The sequence below is a fragment of the Microcoleus sp. S36b_A4 genome (assembly GCF_036700645.1).
Taxonomy (GTDB): domain Bacteria; phylum Cyanobacteriota; class Cyanobacteriia; order Cyanobacteriales; family Microcoleaceae; genus Microcoleus.
Genome location: NZ_JAUBPI010000118.1, coordinates 1 through 16,681, shown reverse-complemented (window position 1 = coordinate 16,681; position 16,681 = coordinate 1). Strand labels below are relative to the sequence as shown.

The window sequence follows — 16,681 nt, the reverse complement described above, 5'->3', positions numbered from 1 at the left end:
TAAGTTTCCCACGATCCCAGACCCATGCAAATACTACCCTTGACAATTTCCCTTTTTCCTTAACTTGTCACCAATGGGGTGCGCCAACGATTGCTCGATCGCGAGTCAGGAAGTAACTGTGTTCTGGCGCACCCTACTAAACTGTAGAATATTGCACAATATCCATGCTCACATCGCACAAAGTTTACAACTATGGTACTCACCCCAGATAATTCAGGCATCTCTCGTTTGGTAGGAGACAATTCTCCTGAAAATATTACACTTGCACCAGGACAACTTGCTAGTTTTCCTGGGGGACTTTGGATGGTGGGTGGCAATGATACTGTCAGGGGATCGTCAGATGCAGAACGGATTTTCGGCAACGATGGTAAAGACAGTCTGCTAGGCGGTGTCGGCAATGATTCTATTTACGCCGGCAAAGATGATGACGATGTTTTGGGAGAAACTGGCGACGATTTCTTGACAGGAGATAGAAATAGCGATTTCCTTGATGGGGGTGCGGGAAATGATTTGCTGCGCGGAGGACAAGGTGTTGATTTGTTACTGGGCGGTGACGGTAATGATACTTTAATTGGCGACAGAGATATCGATATTTACCAAGGTGGTGCAGGTAGCGATGTATTTGTTTTGAGAGTCGATCAAGCGGGAATCCGAGTAGTTGGAATTGAAGTTCCTGACGCGGTAATTGTGGATTTTGATAAGTCTAGCGATTCGATTGGCATTAGTGTGGAATTTACCAGCAGCAATATCTCATTGGAAGAGGTAAGCTATAGCTTGAACGATCCGAGATTATTGCTGATCGATCCTGCAAGTATAGCCGGTGGAACTAGCTTATTAGCTAAGGGCGGCATCTCCCAGCGAAGTCTCGATCCCGATGGCAACGGTCGTGTGGAAGCTACTAATATTAGATTTGGTTTTACTAATGCTTTGTTGGGTACTGTGTTGAACGTGACCCCAGCCGATTTAAACGGCAGTTTTATTAATGCTAATTCTTTGCTTTAATTCGTTGCTTATATATCTTTAGTAGGGTGCGCTTAGCGCACCTTACCCATTACGGATTATCTAACTCACTGTCAAAACTGCGCGATAGCGTACTTGATTGTCGCGGACTTTCTGAATGGCTTCATTCGCTTGTGCGATCGCAAAAACTTCGACAATCGGCTCAATCTCAAACTTCTCTGCAATTGCCAGCATTTCATTAATCATAGCGCGACCGCCGATGAGAGAACTCACAATTCGGCGTTGCTTTACCAGCAGCGAAAATAACGGAATGCTCAAAGGTTCGTCGGGAACTCCCACAAAAGCAAGCGCACCGTTAGAATCGAGAAAATCAATGTACGGAACCCAATCTAAAGCAGCAGGAACAGTGCTCAACAAAATATCTAATTTGCTGCTGGGGGCTTGAGGAATTTCGCCTTTTCCTACTACAATAGCTTCGTCCGCCCCCATTTTATGTGCAAATTCTGCCTTATCTTGGGAAGTAGTAAAAACTGTAACGCGGTTGCCTAATTTTTTCGCAAATTGTACCGCCATGTGTCCCAAACCACCGATGCCGAGAATGCCAATTTCTTGCCCGGAACTCATCCCCGCATTTCGCAAACCGGCGTACACCGTAATTCCGCCGCACAACAGCGGCCCCGCTACGTTGGAATCGATGCCTTTGGGAATAGGAAAAGCAAAGCGGGAATCTACCATCAAATAATCGGCAAAACCGCCCGGGCCTGTAACAATTAATCCCTGGTTTTCATCGCAGAGATTTTCGTTACCCCGCAAGCAGTCGCAGCACTGCAAACAAGACGACCTTTGCCAACCGACACCAACGCGATCGCCCACTTTTAAATGAGTCACTTGCGGCCCTATTTCTGCCACTTCTCCGATAACTTCGTGGCCGGGAACGAGGGGATATTTGGCTTGACCCCAATCGTTGTCAATCATGTGCAAGTCAGAGTGACAAATGCCGCAGCTTAACACTTTTATAAGGCATTCATGTACTTTTGGAGGTTCGACATCGAATTTGTATTCTTCAAGCAATCCGCCTGTTTTTTTAACTGCTAGTGCTTTGATTTGCATTGTGTATTTCCTGGTTTGTTTGCCATTATAGTGTTCGGGCCGCTTTCCCAGTCTCTTTCTTTAGTTGTATATATTCAAGGGAAGCTTCAACTAGGAATCAGGCGCGTTACTAATAATTTGTCCGGTGCGCCCTGGGTACTTTACTAATTACCAATTATCCATTACTAATTAGTCTCACAACTTGCCTTTTTCCATTGCCCACTGCATCAAACCGGGGAACAACCGATAAGCTTCCGATGCCAAAAAAGCAGGGCCGACGGTAACTTCTGCACGCTGATTTTTCACAGCATCCCAGATAGCTTTAGCAATATCTTCTGGCTGAGTTGCCCACTCAGATTTCAGCATTTTGCTCATTTGCTGGCGGCGCAATTCGACTGCGGGTTCGTCTCGATCGCGAAATTGAGCTCTTTCTAAAAAATCGCTGTTAATCAGGCCCGGATGCACGGCGCAAACGTGAATACCTTGAGGCGCTAATTCCAATCGCAAAGTTTCTGTTAAACCGGTTACTGCATATTTGCTGGCGCAATAAGCAGTCATTTGAGGCAAAGGCATTTTGCCACCAATGGAACCAACATTGACTATTGTCCCAGTTTTTCGTTCCAAAAAATGTGGCAATATTTCTTGAATTGTGTTAACGCAGCCCCAAAAATTGGTATTCATTAATTGCTGCCAGTCTTCAGAGGTAGTGTGCTCGATCGCCCCCGTGAGACAAATGCCAGCATTGTTAACTAAAACATCGATGTTGCCGCAGGCATCTAGGGCTTTTTGGACGATCGCGCGCACTTGTTGAATGTCGCCGACATCCCCCGGAATAGCTACAGCGGAAGTGCCTTCTCGCTGGACTTGAGCCGCTGCTGCTGCCAATCTCTCTGGCTGGCGAGCCACCATCACTACATCGTAACCTTTGCTTGCAAATAAAATTGCTGTTGCTTTGCCGCTTCCTTGAGAAGCGCCTGTAATCAAAACTGTAGGAGCCATAGATAGTTATAAATTGTAATATCAATTCCGGCTGAACCGGAATGAGTGTTGACTGTTGACTGTTGACTGTTGACTGTTGACTGTTGACTGTTTGAATAATACCGATGCAACCGGAAACGAGATGATTCGGACTTGTTTGATGTTGAATTTTGTAGGCGGGTTCGCAAACAATAATTGCCCGTAATATACAATTTTATCAACCCGCCCTGCCCCTACTATACATTAATATTTCTTGGATATGGGAATTTTTTAAGAATGGCGATCGGTTTTTTTTTAAACGAACCACGAAGACGCGAAGGACACGAAGGAAGAGAGGAGAAGAGAAGGGAAGAGAAAGTCTTCAGAAAGTGTTCAGCATTATGTGAAAATTGCTATATAAATTTTCCCAATGCCCAATGCCCAATGCACAATGCCCAATACCTAAAAAATGAATCTTCCGAAACAAGCACCTAATTGGTCGATCGCCCTAGTGTTAATTATCGGGGTTTTAGCCGTCTCAACTTCCTCAATCTTAATTCGGCTGGCTAACTTTTCAGCGGGGGCGGGCGGTTTGGGTTTCAGTCTGGTGCTCGCGGCCTCTCGTCTGACTTTATCTGCTTTAATTCTGCTTCCGGCTTGGCGAAAAATTCAGTGGAACGCCCTGCAACCGGGGGCTAGGCGCTATGCTGCTGCTGCGGGTTTGTGTCTGGCCCTGCATTTTGCCCTCTGGATAACCTCACTTTCTTATACTTCGATCGCCGCCTCGACTGCCCTCGTCACCACTAATCCTGTCTGGGTAGCGCTGTTGTCGCGCTTCTGGTTCGGTGAAAAACTTAGCAAACTGTCGATCACGGGCATTACTATAGCCCTGACTGGGGGAATGGCGATCGCTCTGGGAAGTGCGAGTGCAGCCGATGCTGGCAGCAGCCAACTGCTTGGCGATTTCCTTGCTCTGGCTGGTTCCTGGGCTGTCAGCTTGTATTTGCTGCTGGGGCGGGAAGCTCAGCGGCGGGGACTGGGAATTGGTGGCTATATCGCGATCGCCTATACTATTGCTGCGATCGTACTGCTGCCTCTCCCCTTCGCCTTCGGCACTACTTATACTAATTACCCCGACATTGTATATTTTTATATTTTGTTAACGGCCGCTTTGCCTCAGTTAGTTGGCCACACCATTTTGAACTGGGCCGTAATGCAGATTTCCCCAACTCTGGTAACTCTTGCCATCTTGTTTGAACCGGTTGGGGCGAGTTGGTTGGGTTATTTGCTGTTTGGGGAAGTGCCCGCGCCGGCGGTACTCGCAGGTGCTGGGGTGCTGCTGTTGGGGGTAGCAACCGCTACCGTCGGAGCAAAAAAAATTACTGTCAACAGTTAAGAGTTAACTGTTTTCGACATTGCCACTACACTTGCCGTGAGTCAGAATAAAACAAATTAGGGCTTAAAAACAAAAATAACTCGTCGCTTAAATATTGGTTCCAAACTCTCAAATGTCTGACTAATGACTAATGACTAATGACTAATGACTAATGACTAATAATACTCGGTTGCCTTTAGGAGAATAAAATTATGCTGCCAGAACAACTACAGCGGATCATCGGCTACTTTATCGAAGAAGCCACAGAACAGATCCAAATTATCGAACAAGGCTTGCAAGATCTGCAAAATACCGTGCCAGCTCCCCAAAGAATACACCAGCTCATCCGAGCCTCGCACTCGATTAAAGGGGGAGCAGCTATGCTCGGATTTAGCAGCATTCAGCGCATTGCTCATCGCTTGGAGGATTATTTAAAGCTGCTCAGAGAATGTCCGATCGCCATTGATAGCAGGCTAAAATCGCTCTTAAGCGAAGTTTTTGATATTTTAGTAGCCCTTGTGTCCAAGGTTTCTAAGGGTTTTGGGCTCAAGCACGAAGACGCAAACCAAATGCTCTCCCTCGTCGAACCGGTTTTTGACGAACTCGACGCTTACCTGAGATTGCGAATTCCCACTCGCCTGACGGTGAGAGCTACTACGGACGAACATATTCACGTTTTCTCCGGTTACTGCACCTCCCTGAGCGAATTTTCCTCGGCTATTGCTTCGGGCGTCGGTTTGCTGGGAGGCACTATTACCCGCCACGATCAGGATAGCCAGGGCCTACGCCTTTGTATTGACATTTACCTGCCGCCTTACACTAGGATCGAAAACATCCGCCAAGCTGTCGAATTCTCCGGCGCTATTATCGGGAATGTTCAGACGCAGCGCGACTTTTCGCTGCTGGCGACTGCGGATTATCCGGTTTACCAAAGTACGATCGAACCTCCCGCAATTTGCATCGGATGCCGCTACTATTACGGCAGAAGCGATGGCGGCTACCTGCTCAACTGCACGATCCATCCCCGCGGCCCGGAAGCAGAAGATTGTCGCGATCGCGAACCGGAATAAGCGCTGAAAACTCAGCCCTCAGAAGCACGATTTGTTTTCCGACAAACTATTCTGAAACCCATATTTTCCCTGATTTTTTTCACATTACCCCCTGCCATTTTTTGTTGAGTTGCTAGATAGCTATATCTGTCTCTCTTAGACAACTACATCCTTCTTCCTTCTGAAATATCCCCTAACAACTGATACCGCAACTCGAATTAATTGCATCATGCTTGCAGGATGAGCGATCGCCCAGACATTGATTGTCAGACAAGTAATTGCCATAACTAGCAAGATGTATGTCGGAGGCATTACTACCCCGATCGCGAACCAGGTAAAAACGTGAAATATCATTGCTGTAGCCCAAAGGCTGGCCACAGCGACAGACGCCCAAATTTGCATTCGAGGTCGGTTTAGTCCTATCAAAATCGCTGTATGCAAAGTAGTCAGCAAGTTTGCCGGAACTAAAAAGGCACAGATAGCTATGCAGTAGGTATGAGAAAATTCAGTAACTGTATTGAAGTCGATCATCAGTCTAATTGTCGGGCCTGTTGGGTATACTTAAAGAGCTTAGCGTGACTTGACTTTCAGATCTTGTCACCCTTACCTTAACTTAATATTTCAGTAAGTAGGCCGCTCTGGAGACGCATTTCTCTCCCCCTTTTCCAGCAGGCAAAATTTTACCACAAATATTAAAGTTTTGGGAAATTATTAAACATACTAGAAGAATGGCAACAATTGCTATGATAATTAACATCGGGAAGCGATAGTATAGAAGAGCCAAGTCGGTAAAAATTCTAGAACGCTGAGGCGGCTTAAACAGCAACACATACTGCAGGCTGGTTTTCGACTAAATCATTTTTGATTCGCTGAGTATCGGGTGATTGATTCTCCGTGTCCGTCAAGGGATCGAGCCATTATGCGATCGAACAATATGAGATTTTTATGGAAAAGCCAATTTGCTCTCAAATCTCAAATCAATAGAACCTCTCGAAATTTTACAGCGGAAGACAAAGAAAATGGATCTACAAATCACAATTCCCGCACTCGAAGAAGTGGACTTGACAAACTGCGACAGAGAACCCATTCACATATCGGGGCACATTCAGCCACACGGGGTTCTACTTGTTGTACGAGAACCTGAACTAGAAATACTGCAAGTCAGCGAAAATACGCAAGATTTGTTAGGAGTAGAGCCGGAAAGTGCGATCGGTCGAAATTTGAGCTTATTCTTCAATCGAGTTCAACTAAAAAAACTCAAGCTTTGTTTGTGTAATGAAAACTTAAAAACCGTTAATCCCATCAAGCTCTCTGTCATAAACAAAGGTAAATATTTAGAATTTGACTGCATCCTCCACCGAGTAGAAGAAGTATTGATGGTCGAGTTGGAATTAGCCACCAGCCCAGAAAATCTTTCTGTTTTTAGTTTTTATCATTCAGTGAGAGCCACTATCAGCAAAATTCAAAGCGCCCAAAATCTCAAGGAATTATCTCAAATAACTGTAGAAGAAGTCAGAAAAATATCTGGTTTTGATAGAGTCATGGTCTATCAATTTGACCACGAAGGCAACGGCGCTGTAATCGCTGAAGACAAAGCAGAAATCCTGAGTCCTTTCTTAGGATTAAACTACCCAAGTTCAGATATTCCCAAACAAGCCAGACAACTGTATGCGTTAAATTGGCTGAGGTTAATTCCAGATATCAATTATCAACCAGTCCCCCTTGTTTCAGGAAATAATGCTGTCACGACCCAGCCCCTCAACCTTAGTTTCAGCGTATTGAGAAGCGTTTCTCCCATCCACATAGAATACTTGCAAAATATGGGCGTTGCAGCTTCGATGTCAATCTCATTAATCAAAGACAAAAAACTGTGGGGATTGATTGCTTGCCACAACTATACACCAAAACACCTCAACTATGAATTGCGCGCAGCCTGCGAATTTATCGGGCAAGTAATGTCCTTAGAACTGCAATCAAAAGAAGGAAACGAAGACTACGACTACAAACTACACTTAAAATCCATTCAAACCAAGATTTTTGAAGACATATCCACGTCCGAAAACTTGTCAGAAGTGTTAGTTAAATGTCAGCATAATTTACTAGAAGCAGTCAACGCCCAGGGAGCCGCAATAGTATTTGGAGACAATTGCTATCAAGTAGGGCAAACACCTCAAGGAGAAGCGCTCAAATACTTAACTAATTGGGTGCAAGAGCATTTAAATAAAGAAATTTTTTATACAGACTCGCTCACCAAATGCTATCCAGAAGCTGAGGAATTTAAAGACACGGCCAGCGGGTGTTTGGCGATAGCAATATCGCCAACTCAGAAAATATACGTTTTGTGGTTTCGCCCGGAAGTAATTAAGACCGTAAATTGGGCGGGCAACCCCAACAAACCAGTTGAAACCGATGAAGATGGCAACCCTCAACTGTCTCCTCGGAAATCCTTCGAGCTGTGGAAAGAAAATGTGAGGTACAAATCGTTGCCTTGGAAACAATGCGAAATAGACGCTGCATTGGAATTGAAAAAAGCAATGATTAATATAGTGCTGTGTCAAGTCGATAAACTCGAAAAATTAAATACAGCACTAGAAGCATCAGTCGCCAGAGAACGGGAAAAAACTGCTAATTTAAAAACAGCGATGTCCGAGCTTAAGCGGGCGCAAACTCAATTGGTGCAAAGTGAAAGAATGTCAAGTTTGGGACAGTTGGTGGCGGCGGTAGCTTATGAAGTCACTAACCCGATTAACTTCATCTACGGCAATCTTAGCTATGCTAATGAATATAGTCAAAAAATGATCAATTTATTGCAGCTTTACGAGCAGCACTATCCGTCGCCTTCGCCAGAAGTTCAAGCACAAATAGAAGCAGTAGAATTAGAGTTCATAGTTGAAGACTTACCCAAGTTGCTGGGCTCAATGAAAGTAGGAGCTAACCGCATCCGCGAGATAGTTCAGTCGCTGCGAAACTTCTCTAGAATTGACGAAGCAGAGATTAAACCAGTTGACATTCACGACGGATTGGACAGCGCTTTATTGATTTTGAGCAACCGACTCAAACCGAAGCCCGATCGCCCAGCAATTCATCTCATCAAAGAATATGGCTCTCTGCCTTTGGTTGAGTGTTACGCAGTTCAAATCAACCAAGTATTTATGAATGTACTGACAAATGCAATTGATGCTCTCGAAGATGCCTTTGTTAACAATAATTTATCGTCGCACGGCGACGAAGAACAGCCAATTAAGTACGGACAAATTCGGATTGTGACTGAACTTTGTCCCGGAGAAAAAGCTGTAGCAGTTCGGATCAAGGACAACGGTTGGGGCATGGAAGAAAAAGTTCGCCAGAAAATTTTTGAGCCTTTTTTTACCACAAAACAGTTGGGGAAAGGTGCAGGGATAGGTTTGGCAATTAGCCACGAAATTGCGGTAGAACAACACGGTGGCAAATTGACTTGCTTTTCAGCCCCCGGAGAGGGAACCGAGTTGATTATTGAGATTCCCTTGAGCCAAACTCATCCGACACCCATTGTCAAGTGAAAAAAAGTCCGCGCTAGCGAAGCTATCCCCAAGGCTAGGAAATCGCCCCAATTCAAAAATCGAAAATTCGATTAAAATACAAAAGCAGCTAAGTAGATTTGAGCCAATTCAGAGGAAGCTAGTATGACTGAAAAAAAAACCGCCCAATGGGATGCCGGCCGGTTTCTCAAAACCTTGGCTTATTTCGGCGTCATTCCCTTCATTGGCAGCATTAGCTGGCTGCAACAACTCTTTGGAAGCAGCAGCAAAACTAAAAAAGACCAACCTAAACTGATACTGGTAGCCGGTGCTACCGGCGGCGTCGGAAAGCGAGTTGTCAAGCGGCTGCAACAGCGGGGATATAGAGTGCGAGCCCTCGTCAGAGATACCAAAAGAGCAACAGAAATTCTCGGCAAAAATGTCGAGTTAGTCGAAGGAGATATCACTCTCCCAGAAACCCTAACACCGCTAGTAACCGAGGGCGTGGAAGCAGTTATCTGCTGTACCGGCACTAAAGTTCAACCAGTAGAAGGAGACACCCCAACCAGGGAAAAATACTATCAAGGCATCAAATTTTATATGCCGGAAGTTGTGGATGTTCCCGAAATAGTCGAATACAAAGGCCTCAATAATTTAGTGCAAGCTGTTCGCCGCCAGCTAATTCAAGCAGGCGAAAAAATAATTTTCGACTTCACAAAACCCAGCCAAGATTTAAAAGAAACTTGGGGTGCGCTAGACGATATCGTGATGGGTGGCACCAGCGAAAGTTCGATTCGGCTGACAGACAATACAGCTATATTCACAGGCAATGTTTCTACTGCCAACTCGGGCGGCTTTGCTTCGGTGCGTACCCGCAACTTTGATCCTCCGCTTAATCTCACAGGATTTAGCGGCATCCAACTACGTGTCAAAGGGGACGGCAAGCGCTACAAATTGATTGTTCGCAGCGAAGCTAAATGGGATGGAATTGGCTATTGCTATTCGTTTGATACTGTTTACAATATCTGGATTACTGTCACTGTTCCTTTTGATGAGTTAATTCCAGTATTCCGCGCCAAAACTGTCAAAGATGGCTCTAAATTTGATGCCAGCAGTATTTTTTCTTTTCAGTTAATGTTGAGCAAGTTTGAATATGATGGCGCGCTCAACCCGAAATTTACACCGGGTATTTTTCAACTGGAGTTAGAATCTATTAAAGCTGATGGGGGACAGACTTTGCCGCGATTTGTGATGGTGAGTTCGGCAGGAGTTACCCGCCCAGGTCGCCCCGGAATTAACTTGGAAGAAGAACCGCCGGCAGTCAGGATGAATGATATGTTGGGGGGAATTTTGACTTGGAAGTTGAAAGGGGAAGATTGTGTGCGATCGAGCGGCATACCTTATACTATTGTCAGACCCTGCGCTTTGACTGAAGAACCGGGAGGCAAAGCTTTAATATTTGAGCAAGGAGACAATATTAGGGGCAAAGTTAGTCGGGAAGATATTGCAGAATTGTGCGTGGAGGCTTTGGAACAACCTCAAGCTTGCAACGTTACTTTTGAGGTGAAAGAGGGGGAAAATGGCGGTTCTCCCGGAGACTGGCAGGGTTTGTTTTCGGGAGTTAAATAATTATTATTTGTAGGGTCGAAGTCTAGATCCCCCCTAACCCCCCTTAGTAAGGGGAGGACAAGAAATCGTTTCAAGGACTCAGCGCTGGTGCGCCGAATAGTACCCTACAAATGCGAGTTTTCTAACTGGTTCCCAGGCATAGCCTGGGAATCAATGTCCAGAGGCTCTGCCTCGCTTGTTAGTAGGAAAATTGGAGGCCGAGCCTCCAGATATGCGTTACCAGGCAGAGCCTGTTAACGAGTAAAGTTACCAATTACCAATTACTATGTCTGTGACTTTTTCCCGACGCTATTTGACGCCTTATTTGTTTTTACTTCCGGCTTTATTTATTTTGAGTTTGACTGTTTTGTGGCCGGCGGTGCAAGCTTTTTATTTGAGTTTTACTAATTACGAATATGATTTAACTCAAATGCCACAGTGGGTGGGTTTAAAGAATTTTAACAGGTTGTGGGGCGATCGCACATTTTGGCAAACTTTGACGAATACGCTGCTGTATCTTACCTGCGTTGTGCCTGTGTTAGTTGTTCTACCGTTGGGAATGGCGATTTTGTGCAACCAAAAACTTAAGGGGATGAACTGGTTTCGTGCAGCATACTATACGCCGGCGGTGATTTCAATGGTTGTCGCTGGGATTGCTTGGAAGTGGCTGTTTGCTGAGACTGGATTGCTGAATCAGTTGGGGGAATTGTTGGGTTTGCCTCCTGTTTCTTGGCTGGCTAATCCGAAGTTAGCAATCTTTAGCGTCATGGCGGTTACTATCTGGAAAGGATTGGGTTATTACATGGTGATTTATTTGGCAGGGCTGCAAGCTATTCCGGCAGAACTTTATGAGGCGGCTGCTATTGATGGTTCTGATGGTTTGGGAAAGCACTGGGATATTACTGTGCCGCTGATGAAGCCTTATTTAGTTTTGGTAGCCGTGATTTCGGCGATTTCTGCTACTAAGGTTTTTGAAGAAGTTTATATTATGACTCAAGGCGGGCCGCGAAATAGTTCTAAGACTGTTGTTTATTATCTTTACGAACGGGCTTTTAAGGATTTGGAAATTGGCTATGCTTGTACGATCGGGCTGGTTTTGTTTTTGCTGATTTTGGGTTTGTCGATTTTGCAAGTTAGCCTTCAGGGTTTGACTCGCAATGATTAATATTGGTGACAGATTGGTAGTGATCCAGATATTGCAACATTCTCATCTCAAGAACAGGCAAGATGCCTGTTCCACAATACATAAAATCTCCAAAACAGGCAAGATGCCTGTTCCACAATACATGAAATTCCTTGTGGGGTGTCCCGCCGGCTCTAATTTCTCCTAATTTTAGACTTGAATATCGATAAGGCCATCGCTCACGGCTTTGGACAGGTTTTATTGGCGAAATCACAGGTATAAATATAGGGTTTCTGCCAGTTCAAAGGAATTTCTAATAAATCCCTGGTTCCGGTCATTCCCTGTCCCAGAAAGAGCAGCACAGCGATCGAGTTCAATATCACATGGATAGTGCGCCAGCGATTTGAGCGGTCTTTGTAAATGTCTTCAATGATGGCAAGGGAAAAAACCATAATTAGCGCAGCGGTGATGCCAATGTAGTAGTGAGACCAATACCATTCATTGGTTCGCCGATACACGCCATCTTGAGTGCCAAGAATCACCAAACCAGTACCTGTTAGGGTCGCAAATATGCCGCGCCATAAAGCGGGTGTAGCTCGATAGAGCATGACCAAAGAGGCGACAGTTGCAAAAAACATCAACACAATAAAAATGACCTGAAAGGAGTTTTTGCTCCAAACATCCTTGCTCAAAATATGCTCAAAAATCGGGTAGGCTAGGCCCAACAACGTCACTCCTACCACAGAACCTGACAGAATTCGACCTGCTTTGACGTGTTCTGAACCGACTACAGGTGGAATTTTGCTCTTGGTGTCGATCGCAATTTGCTTGCGACGCTGCATGGTTTGCCACCCCATATTGAGAACAACACCAAGCATAGGAAAAACAATCGCTACAGCTAAAATAGGATGCAGCAAACCCAGAAAATCTTTAAATTCCATAAATAACCTTTTTGTTGAGGAGGGTTGGCTTCATCAACCCGGTTTTTGCCATACATAATATCATATCCGGCCATCTAACCACAGTAAGTTTGTAGTCAGGACTCATAGTAATTGTTCATCTGCCTAGAGATAACTGAAGTCCTGACTACAAACACGCTTTATCAAGGGTAACTCACCGGAAATGTTGATAAATCCGAAAATATAGCAATTGTCAATTGGGTGAGGTACAGCTTTCTCAATTACGCAATTACGCAATTACAATTACCTTCTTCTCAGGGAAATGAAAACTGCTGGTGATAATCTAAGTGGCAGTTAGCGGCGACTAATTGCCTGCATCACTTTGAGCTTAGCGCAACAGTTCTTTGTTATTCAGAATAGCCGGCCAATTTTTGTTTCCTGAAAAAATGTGACCAGGAATATCCCCCATCCATTGTGCTTGTACTGTTTTATCGTAGTTGAGATAAAGCTTCCCATTAACGATTTTCCAGGCGTCAGGCTGGGTGACAACAAGATTTCCTTCACTGGTACCCTGGGCGCAATATCCACCGTATTGAGGAGCATACTTTTCAGGATTGTTGGCAAACATATCACGGTTTGCTGCACTAGCAAACATCCAAGTTGTTCCACCCCAATTATGTTTAAATTGGCTAACTCCCATAACTAATTTGCTTTGGGTGAAATAGGCTACGACATCCTGACCATCAAGAGCCACACCGTTTTCGGTGTAGAATTGAGGATGAAGGGTTGTTGTGCTGCTTTTACCAGCACAAGGATTGGCTTTACCCGCGCAAGGATTGGCTTTACCCGCGCAAGGATTTTCTTTACTCGCGCAAGGATTGGCTTTACCGGCGCAAGGATTGGATTGTGCAACCTTGGATGAAACGGTTGTAGAGTTTAAGTTTGTGGAAGCCTTGGAATTGGCGTAGCTAAAATTAGTTGTTACCAAACCGAGAATGGTGGCAATGGCGATCGTGGTAATGTATTTTACTTTCATGTGTCTAATTTCCAGATCAGCGGTTCAGAGTATTCTTTTTTTAGGTGGGCGTACTTACTTAAAAGCCTTCACAAATCTTACAAGAACCAGCGAGTACCCTCAATTATGTAATACAAACCTGTCAGAATTAGAGCGATACTGCCAAATCGGAGAATTGACTCGGAATGCTGCATCAAAGTCTTAGCTTGCTTGGCAAAACCTGTCAATAGACTGGCAAGAAAGATGATGATTGTATATCCCAGAGCATAACAGATCATGGTCAAGGTTCCTAGCAATTGTGAACCAGTCGCCGCTGCCGCTGCCAGTACAGCAAATAAAACCGGGCTGGCACAGGGAGAACTCACCAAACCAAATGTCAATCCTACCCCATATGGTCCCAAATTTGAAGCATTTATATTGACTCCTGGTAAAGGCAACTTCACAATTCCTAGCAAGCTCAAACCCATGATAAAAATGATGGTTCCTACAACAATGTTGATGTACCCCCGGTAATCCACCATCACAGCCCCGGCAAAGGAAGATGCCAGCCCGAAAAAGCTGAGAATTGTCATAACTCCCAACACAAATAAACTGGCTTTAACGAAAGCATCTCCCTTGGAAGTGATATTACGAGTACCAATGTAGCTCAAATTAACGGGTAACATTGCCAGAATACATGGTGAAATACTGGCGATTAAACCACCGATAAACGCCAGGGAAAACAACATCAGTGGGTTGGCTGTATCTTGCTGAATAAACCATTGCTGATAGCGGTTTTCAGTTACCGAAATTAGATGTTCAATCGCCTGAGAAATGGGGCCTGTGATGACCAATGCAAGCACTAAGCTCAGGACTACCAATCCACCCCAAAATAACCATCTATTCGGAAATTTGAAAACTTTGGGGGTTTTGGTTTGGGACTGAGGCTTTTCAAGATTTGTCATGGGTTTCTCCTGAAATAAATATTTAATCTGCTTATACCAATTTCATGTGAAGTTGCACATATCCCTATGTCCCTCTAAATTCCCCTTAATAAGGCGGACTTTGAGTACGCTATTGTCCCCCCTTTATTAAGGCGAGTTAAGGGGAATCGGGATATGTGCAGCCTCATAAAAACTTGGTATTACCGAGAATCTGAAACCAGCTATTTTTTGGCAAGCGCCTGATCCAGCACGGTTGTATAGGTAGATTTGTTAGGATTGTTACGATGCTGCGCTAGAATATTTCCTGTGGCAGGGTCGATGATGGTTAGACTTCCCGTTTGAGACTTATTTGCCGCTAAAAATTGGCTGAGTCCTAACTGTTTCGCTGTCGCCTCTGCTTTAGAAATGGTTGATTTATCTGTCATATCTAGCACGACAAAATGCACTTTTCCTGCATATTGCTGTTTCAGTTGGGAAATGGTAGGGGCAATGTTTTTGCAGCCAGCACACCAGCTTGCATAAATGTCAACCACAACAGGCTTTCCTTGCAATTGTTTCGCTAGTGGACCTCCTACGTTTCCTTGCTTTGACGCGCAGGGATTTTTGGACGCGCAGGGGTTTTTGGACGCGCAGGGATTGGTTTGCGCGATCGCATTATTAGGTGTAGCAGAGGTGTTGAGTGTCGTTGCAGTCACAAGCGATAATGTAAGCACCAAACTACTTAGACATAAGCTGAGCCATAATGCTGGTTTACGCATATTCAACCTCCAAAATCTAGGGTTTATGTACAAGAGGGATAGTAGAAAACTTTTTGAGTCTCAATCCGGCTGCCTCTATGAATTGAGATTAACTGCATTTGATTCTAGAAATATGAGTGTAAGATGAAGAGCAGATGGATTTTGGATAAAACCATGAGCAGTTACTAATTGGTCAGCAAAATTTCGTCTTGTATTGCCCGATAAATTGATTTACAGGGTTCTTCAGCTAAAATTAATCTGTGCCTTATGAACAGCTCATTTACTTGCAAGGAATGTTTGATAGAGTGGAGATTAAACCAGACTATCTTTTAGTAATGCAGTAATTTAACCGCGAGTTGAGCAACGATGACAGGAAAAAATTGGTTAGTGACTGATGATGGACAGTGCAATATTTTTGAGCCTACAAGTCAAATTGAAGATTTGACCAATCCCTACCGACTTTACCGCTTTTTAACTGACTTGGAAGATGTATTAGAGCAAATAAGTGATGATTATTTACGACTCCAGGCAATTTGTCCCCTTGTCCGCAGGTTGTTAGATAGTTCCTCCTGGTTTCAAATTGCTCTCCTTGAGCCTGACTCTGAGACAGGCTGGGCCGTACAAACACTGTATGATGAACCATTTTTCCCTCTGACGGTGCAGTTGGTCGCTTGGGCTCCGGGTGCAGTTTCTCCGATTCATAATCATGCCAGTTGGGGACTGGTGGCGCTACTTGATGGACAGGAGAAAAATACTTTTTGGCAGCGATCGCCAACTCGCAAGTTTCCAGATCAAATCACAACAGTAGGAGATATTTTGCTAGCCCCTGGTGACGTTTTGTGCTTCATGCCAGATGCGATTCATCATGTGGAAGCACTCGGAGATAAACCAACCATTAGTTTTAATCTTTATGGTGTAACAGATTACGATCGACGATTTGAGTTTAACCAGATTAAAGGTACTGCGGACAACTTTTAAGATAGCAGCCTGATGAAAGCAAATATCAACAAATATCAAATATATCGGGCGATTGCAATCGCGGCTGCACCAACTTTCAGGCGTGGTTCAGGCTTCGAGACTGGACGGGTTCGGAGGCATGAACCACAACTCCGGCTTTTGATTGCTATAGTTTGGATTTCCATAATTTTGATGCTTAATTATCCTCACTACCTGACGATATAATGAAGCTAATTCGCCAAGTTATAGCCGCTATCAACCCTCTCACGGGCAAGCGAATTTCCACCTCTTCGCTTCAGTTTCGCCTGACGCTAGAATTGCTGGTACTCTCGATTTTAGGACTTAGCAGTGTGGCATTTTGGGCCGGCTGGCAAAGGTCACAAAATCTAGTCGGTGCCCATAAAAAAACCCTGGAATCATTGCTAACAAGTTAGAAGGGGGTAGATTTTGTCAATACCTCTTAGAATAGAAATATTAGGGAATAATAATGAT

15 protein-coding genes are annotated in these 16,681 nt (G+C 44.5%); 8 read left to right on the top strand and 7 right to left on the bottom strand.

Annotation, left to right across the window (positions count from 1 at the left end; genetic code table 11):
* Positions 1-192: 192 nt before the first annotated feature.
* On the top strand, positions 193-1,002 hold the full coding sequence (locus QUA03_RS25620) for a calcium-binding protein (RefSeq protein ID WP_333216097.1): 810 nt from the start codon (positions 193-195) through the stop codon (positions 1,000-1,002).
* A 60-nt stretch (positions 1,003-1,062) separates the two neighbouring features.
* On the opposite strand, the gene QUA03_RS25615 is transcribed toward QUA03_RS25620, so the two are convergent.
* Positions 1,063-2,070, bottom strand: coding sequence for an NAD(P)-dependent alcohol dehydrogenase (locus QUA03_RS25615; RefSeq protein ID WP_333216096.1), 1,008 nt, complete (start codon positions 2,068-2,070; stop codon positions 1,063-1,065).
* Positions 2,071-2,244: 174 nt separating this feature from the next.
* Positions 2,245-3,048 (bottom strand): SDR family oxidoreductase, encoded by an 804-nt coding sequence (locus QUA03_RS25610; protein WP_333216094.1) that lies wholly within the window; start codon positions 3,046-3,048, stop codon positions 2,245-2,247.
* Between the two features lie 427 nt (positions 3,049-3,475).
* Between QUA03_RS25610 and QUA03_RS25605 the strand changes: the two genes are divergently transcribed.
* Both QUA03_RS25605 and QUA03_RS25600 read left to right on the top strand, forming a co-directional pair.
* A complete protein-coding gene (locus QUA03_RS25605) occupies positions 3,476-4,402 on the top strand; it encodes a DMT family transporter (RefSeq protein ID WP_333216092.1) in 927 nt (308 codons plus the stop codon).
* Between the two features lie 191 nt (positions 4,403-4,593).
* Positions 4,594-5,451: an Hpt domain-containing protein gene (locus QUA03_RS25600; RefSeq protein ID WP_333216090.1), complete on the top strand. Its 858-nt coding sequence runs from the start codon at positions 4,594-4,596 to the stop codon at positions 5,449-5,451.
* 135 nt (positions 5,452-5,586) lie between these two features.
* Here the strand turns inward: QUA03_RS25600 and QUA03_RS25595 are convergent, their stop codons facing one another.
* Positions 5,587-5,961 carry a hypothetical protein gene (locus QUA03_RS25595; RefSeq protein ID WP_333083474.1) on the bottom strand — a complete coding sequence of 125 codons (375 nt, stop codon included), beginning with the start codon at positions 5,959-5,961 and terminating at the stop codon, positions 5,587-5,589.
* 488 nt (positions 5,962-6,449) lie between these two features.
* Between QUA03_RS25595 and QUA03_RS25590 the strand changes: the two genes are divergently transcribed.
* The 3 genes from QUA03_RS25590 to QUA03_RS25580 all read left to right on the top strand — a co-directional run bounded on the left by QUA03_RS25590 (position 6,450) and on the right by QUA03_RS25580 (position 11,700).
* On the top strand, positions 6,450-8,969 hold the full coding sequence (locus tag QUA03_RS25590; RefSeq protein WP_333216088.1) for an ATP-binding protein: 2,520 nt from the start codon (positions 6,450-6,452) through the stop codon (positions 8,967-8,969).
* A 123-nt stretch (positions 8,970-9,092) separates the two neighbouring features.
* Positions 9,093-10,556 (top strand): CIA30 family protein, encoded by a 1,464-nt coding sequence (locus QUA03_RS25585; protein WP_333216086.1) that lies wholly within the window; start codon positions 9,093-9,095, stop codon positions 10,554-10,556.
* 265 nt (positions 10,557-10,821) lie between these two features.
* Complete coding sequence (locus tag QUA03_RS25580) at positions 10,822-11,700, top strand: sugar ABC transporter permease (protein WP_333216084.1); 879 nt, start codon at positions 10,822-10,824, stop codon at positions 11,698-11,700.
* Positions 11,701-11,897: 197 nt separating this feature from the next.
* Here the strand turns inward: QUA03_RS25580 and QUA03_RS25575 are convergent, their stop codons facing one another.
* The 4 genes from QUA03_RS25575 to QUA03_RS25560 form a co-directional block, all read right to left on the bottom strand.
* Complete coding sequence (locus tag QUA03_RS25575; protein WP_333216082.1) at positions 11,898-12,599, bottom strand: DUF4079 domain-containing protein; 702 nt, start codon at positions 12,597-12,599, stop codon at positions 11,898-11,900.
* A 346-nt stretch (positions 12,600-12,945) separates the two neighbouring features.
* Positions 12,946-13,593 carry a YHS domain-containing (seleno)protein gene (locus QUA03_RS25570; protein WP_333216080.1) on the bottom strand — a complete coding sequence of 216 codons (648 nt, stop codon included), beginning with the start codon at positions 13,591-13,593 and terminating at the stop codon, positions 12,946-12,948.
* 77 nt (positions 13,594-13,670) lie between these two features.
* Entirely contained in the window at positions 13,671-14,516 is an 846-nt protein-coding gene (locus QUA03_RS25565) for a cytochrome c biogenesis protein CcdA (RefSeq protein WP_333216078.1), read from the bottom strand.
* A gap of 200 nt (positions 14,517-14,716) precedes the next feature.
* Entirely contained in the window at positions 14,717-15,253 is a 537-nt protein-coding gene (locus tag QUA03_RS25560; RefSeq protein ID WP_333216076.1) for a thioredoxin domain-containing protein, read from the bottom strand.
* A gap of 345 nt (positions 15,254-15,598) precedes the next feature.
* Here QUA03_RS25560 and QUA03_RS25555 point away from each other — a divergent pair, with 345 nt between their 5' ends.
* The gene (locus QUA03_RS25555; protein ID WP_333216074.1) at positions 15,599-16,210 is read left to right on the top strand and encodes a cupin; all 612 of its coding nucleotides are present in this window, start codon (positions 15,599-15,601) and stop codon (positions 16,208-16,210) included.
* 203 nt (positions 16,211-16,413) lie between these two features.
* Positions 16,414-16,623 carry a hypothetical protein gene (locus tag QUA03_RS25550; protein WP_333216072.1) on the top strand — a complete coding sequence of 70 codons (210 nt, stop codon included), beginning with the start codon at positions 16,414-16,416 and terminating at the stop codon, positions 16,621-16,623.
* Positions 16,624-16,681: the final 58 nt, after the last annotated feature.

Coding starts and splice junctions, on each gene's coding strand:
- QUA03_RS25555 (WP_333216074.1), top strand. CDS start 15,599: ATGACAGGAAAAAATTGGTTAGTGACTGATGATGGACAGTGCAATATT.
- QUA03_RS25610 (WP_333216094.1), bottom strand. CDS start 3,048: ATGGCTCCTACAGTTTTGATTACAGGCGCTTCTCAAGGAAGCGGCAAA.
- QUA03_RS25560 (WP_333216076.1), bottom strand. CDS start 15,253: ATGCGTAAACCAGCATTATGGCTCAGCTTATGTCTAAGTAGTTTGGTG.
- QUA03_RS25605 (WP_333216092.1), top strand. CDS start 3,476: ATGAATCTTCCGAAACAAGCACCTAATTGGTCGATCGCCCTAGTGTTA.
- QUA03_RS25595 (WP_333083474.1), bottom strand. CDS start 5,961: ATGATCGACTTCAATACAGTTACTGAATTTTCTCATACCTACTGCATA.
- QUA03_RS25620 (WP_333216097.1), top strand. CDS start 193: ATGGTACTCACCCCAGATAATTCAGGCATCTCTCGTTTGGTAGGAGAC.
- QUA03_RS25590 (WP_333216088.1), top strand. CDS start 6,450: ATGGATCTACAAATCACAATTCCCGCACTCGAAGAAGTGGACTTGACA.
- QUA03_RS25580 (WP_333216084.1), top strand. CDS start 10,822: ATGTCTGTGACTTTTTCCCGACGCTATTTGACGCCTTATTTGTTTTTA.
- QUA03_RS25585 (WP_333216086.1), top strand. CDS start 9,093: ATGACTGAAAAAAAAACCGCCCAATGGGATGCCGGCCGGTTTCTCAAA.
- QUA03_RS25600 (WP_333216090.1), top strand. CDS start 4,594: ATGCTGCCAGAACAACTACAGCGGATCATCGGCTACTTTATCGAAGAA.
- QUA03_RS25565 (WP_333216078.1), bottom strand. CDS start 14,516: ATGACAAATCTTGAAAAGCCTCAGTCCCAAACCAAAACCCCCAAAGTT.
- QUA03_RS25575 (WP_333216082.1), bottom strand. CDS start 12,599: ATGGAATTTAAAGATTTTCTGGGTTTGCTGCATCCTATTTTAGCTGTA.
- QUA03_RS25570 (WP_333216080.1), bottom strand. CDS start 13,593: ATGAAAGTAAAATACATTACCACGATCGCCATTGCCACCATTCTCGGT.
- QUA03_RS25615 (WP_333216096.1), bottom strand. CDS start 2,070: ATGCAAATCAAAGCACTAGCAGTTAAAAAAACAGGCGGATTGCTTGAA.
- QUA03_RS25550 (WP_333216072.1), top strand. CDS start 16,414: ATGAAGCTAATTCGCCAAGTTATAGCCGCTATCAACCCTCTCACGGGC.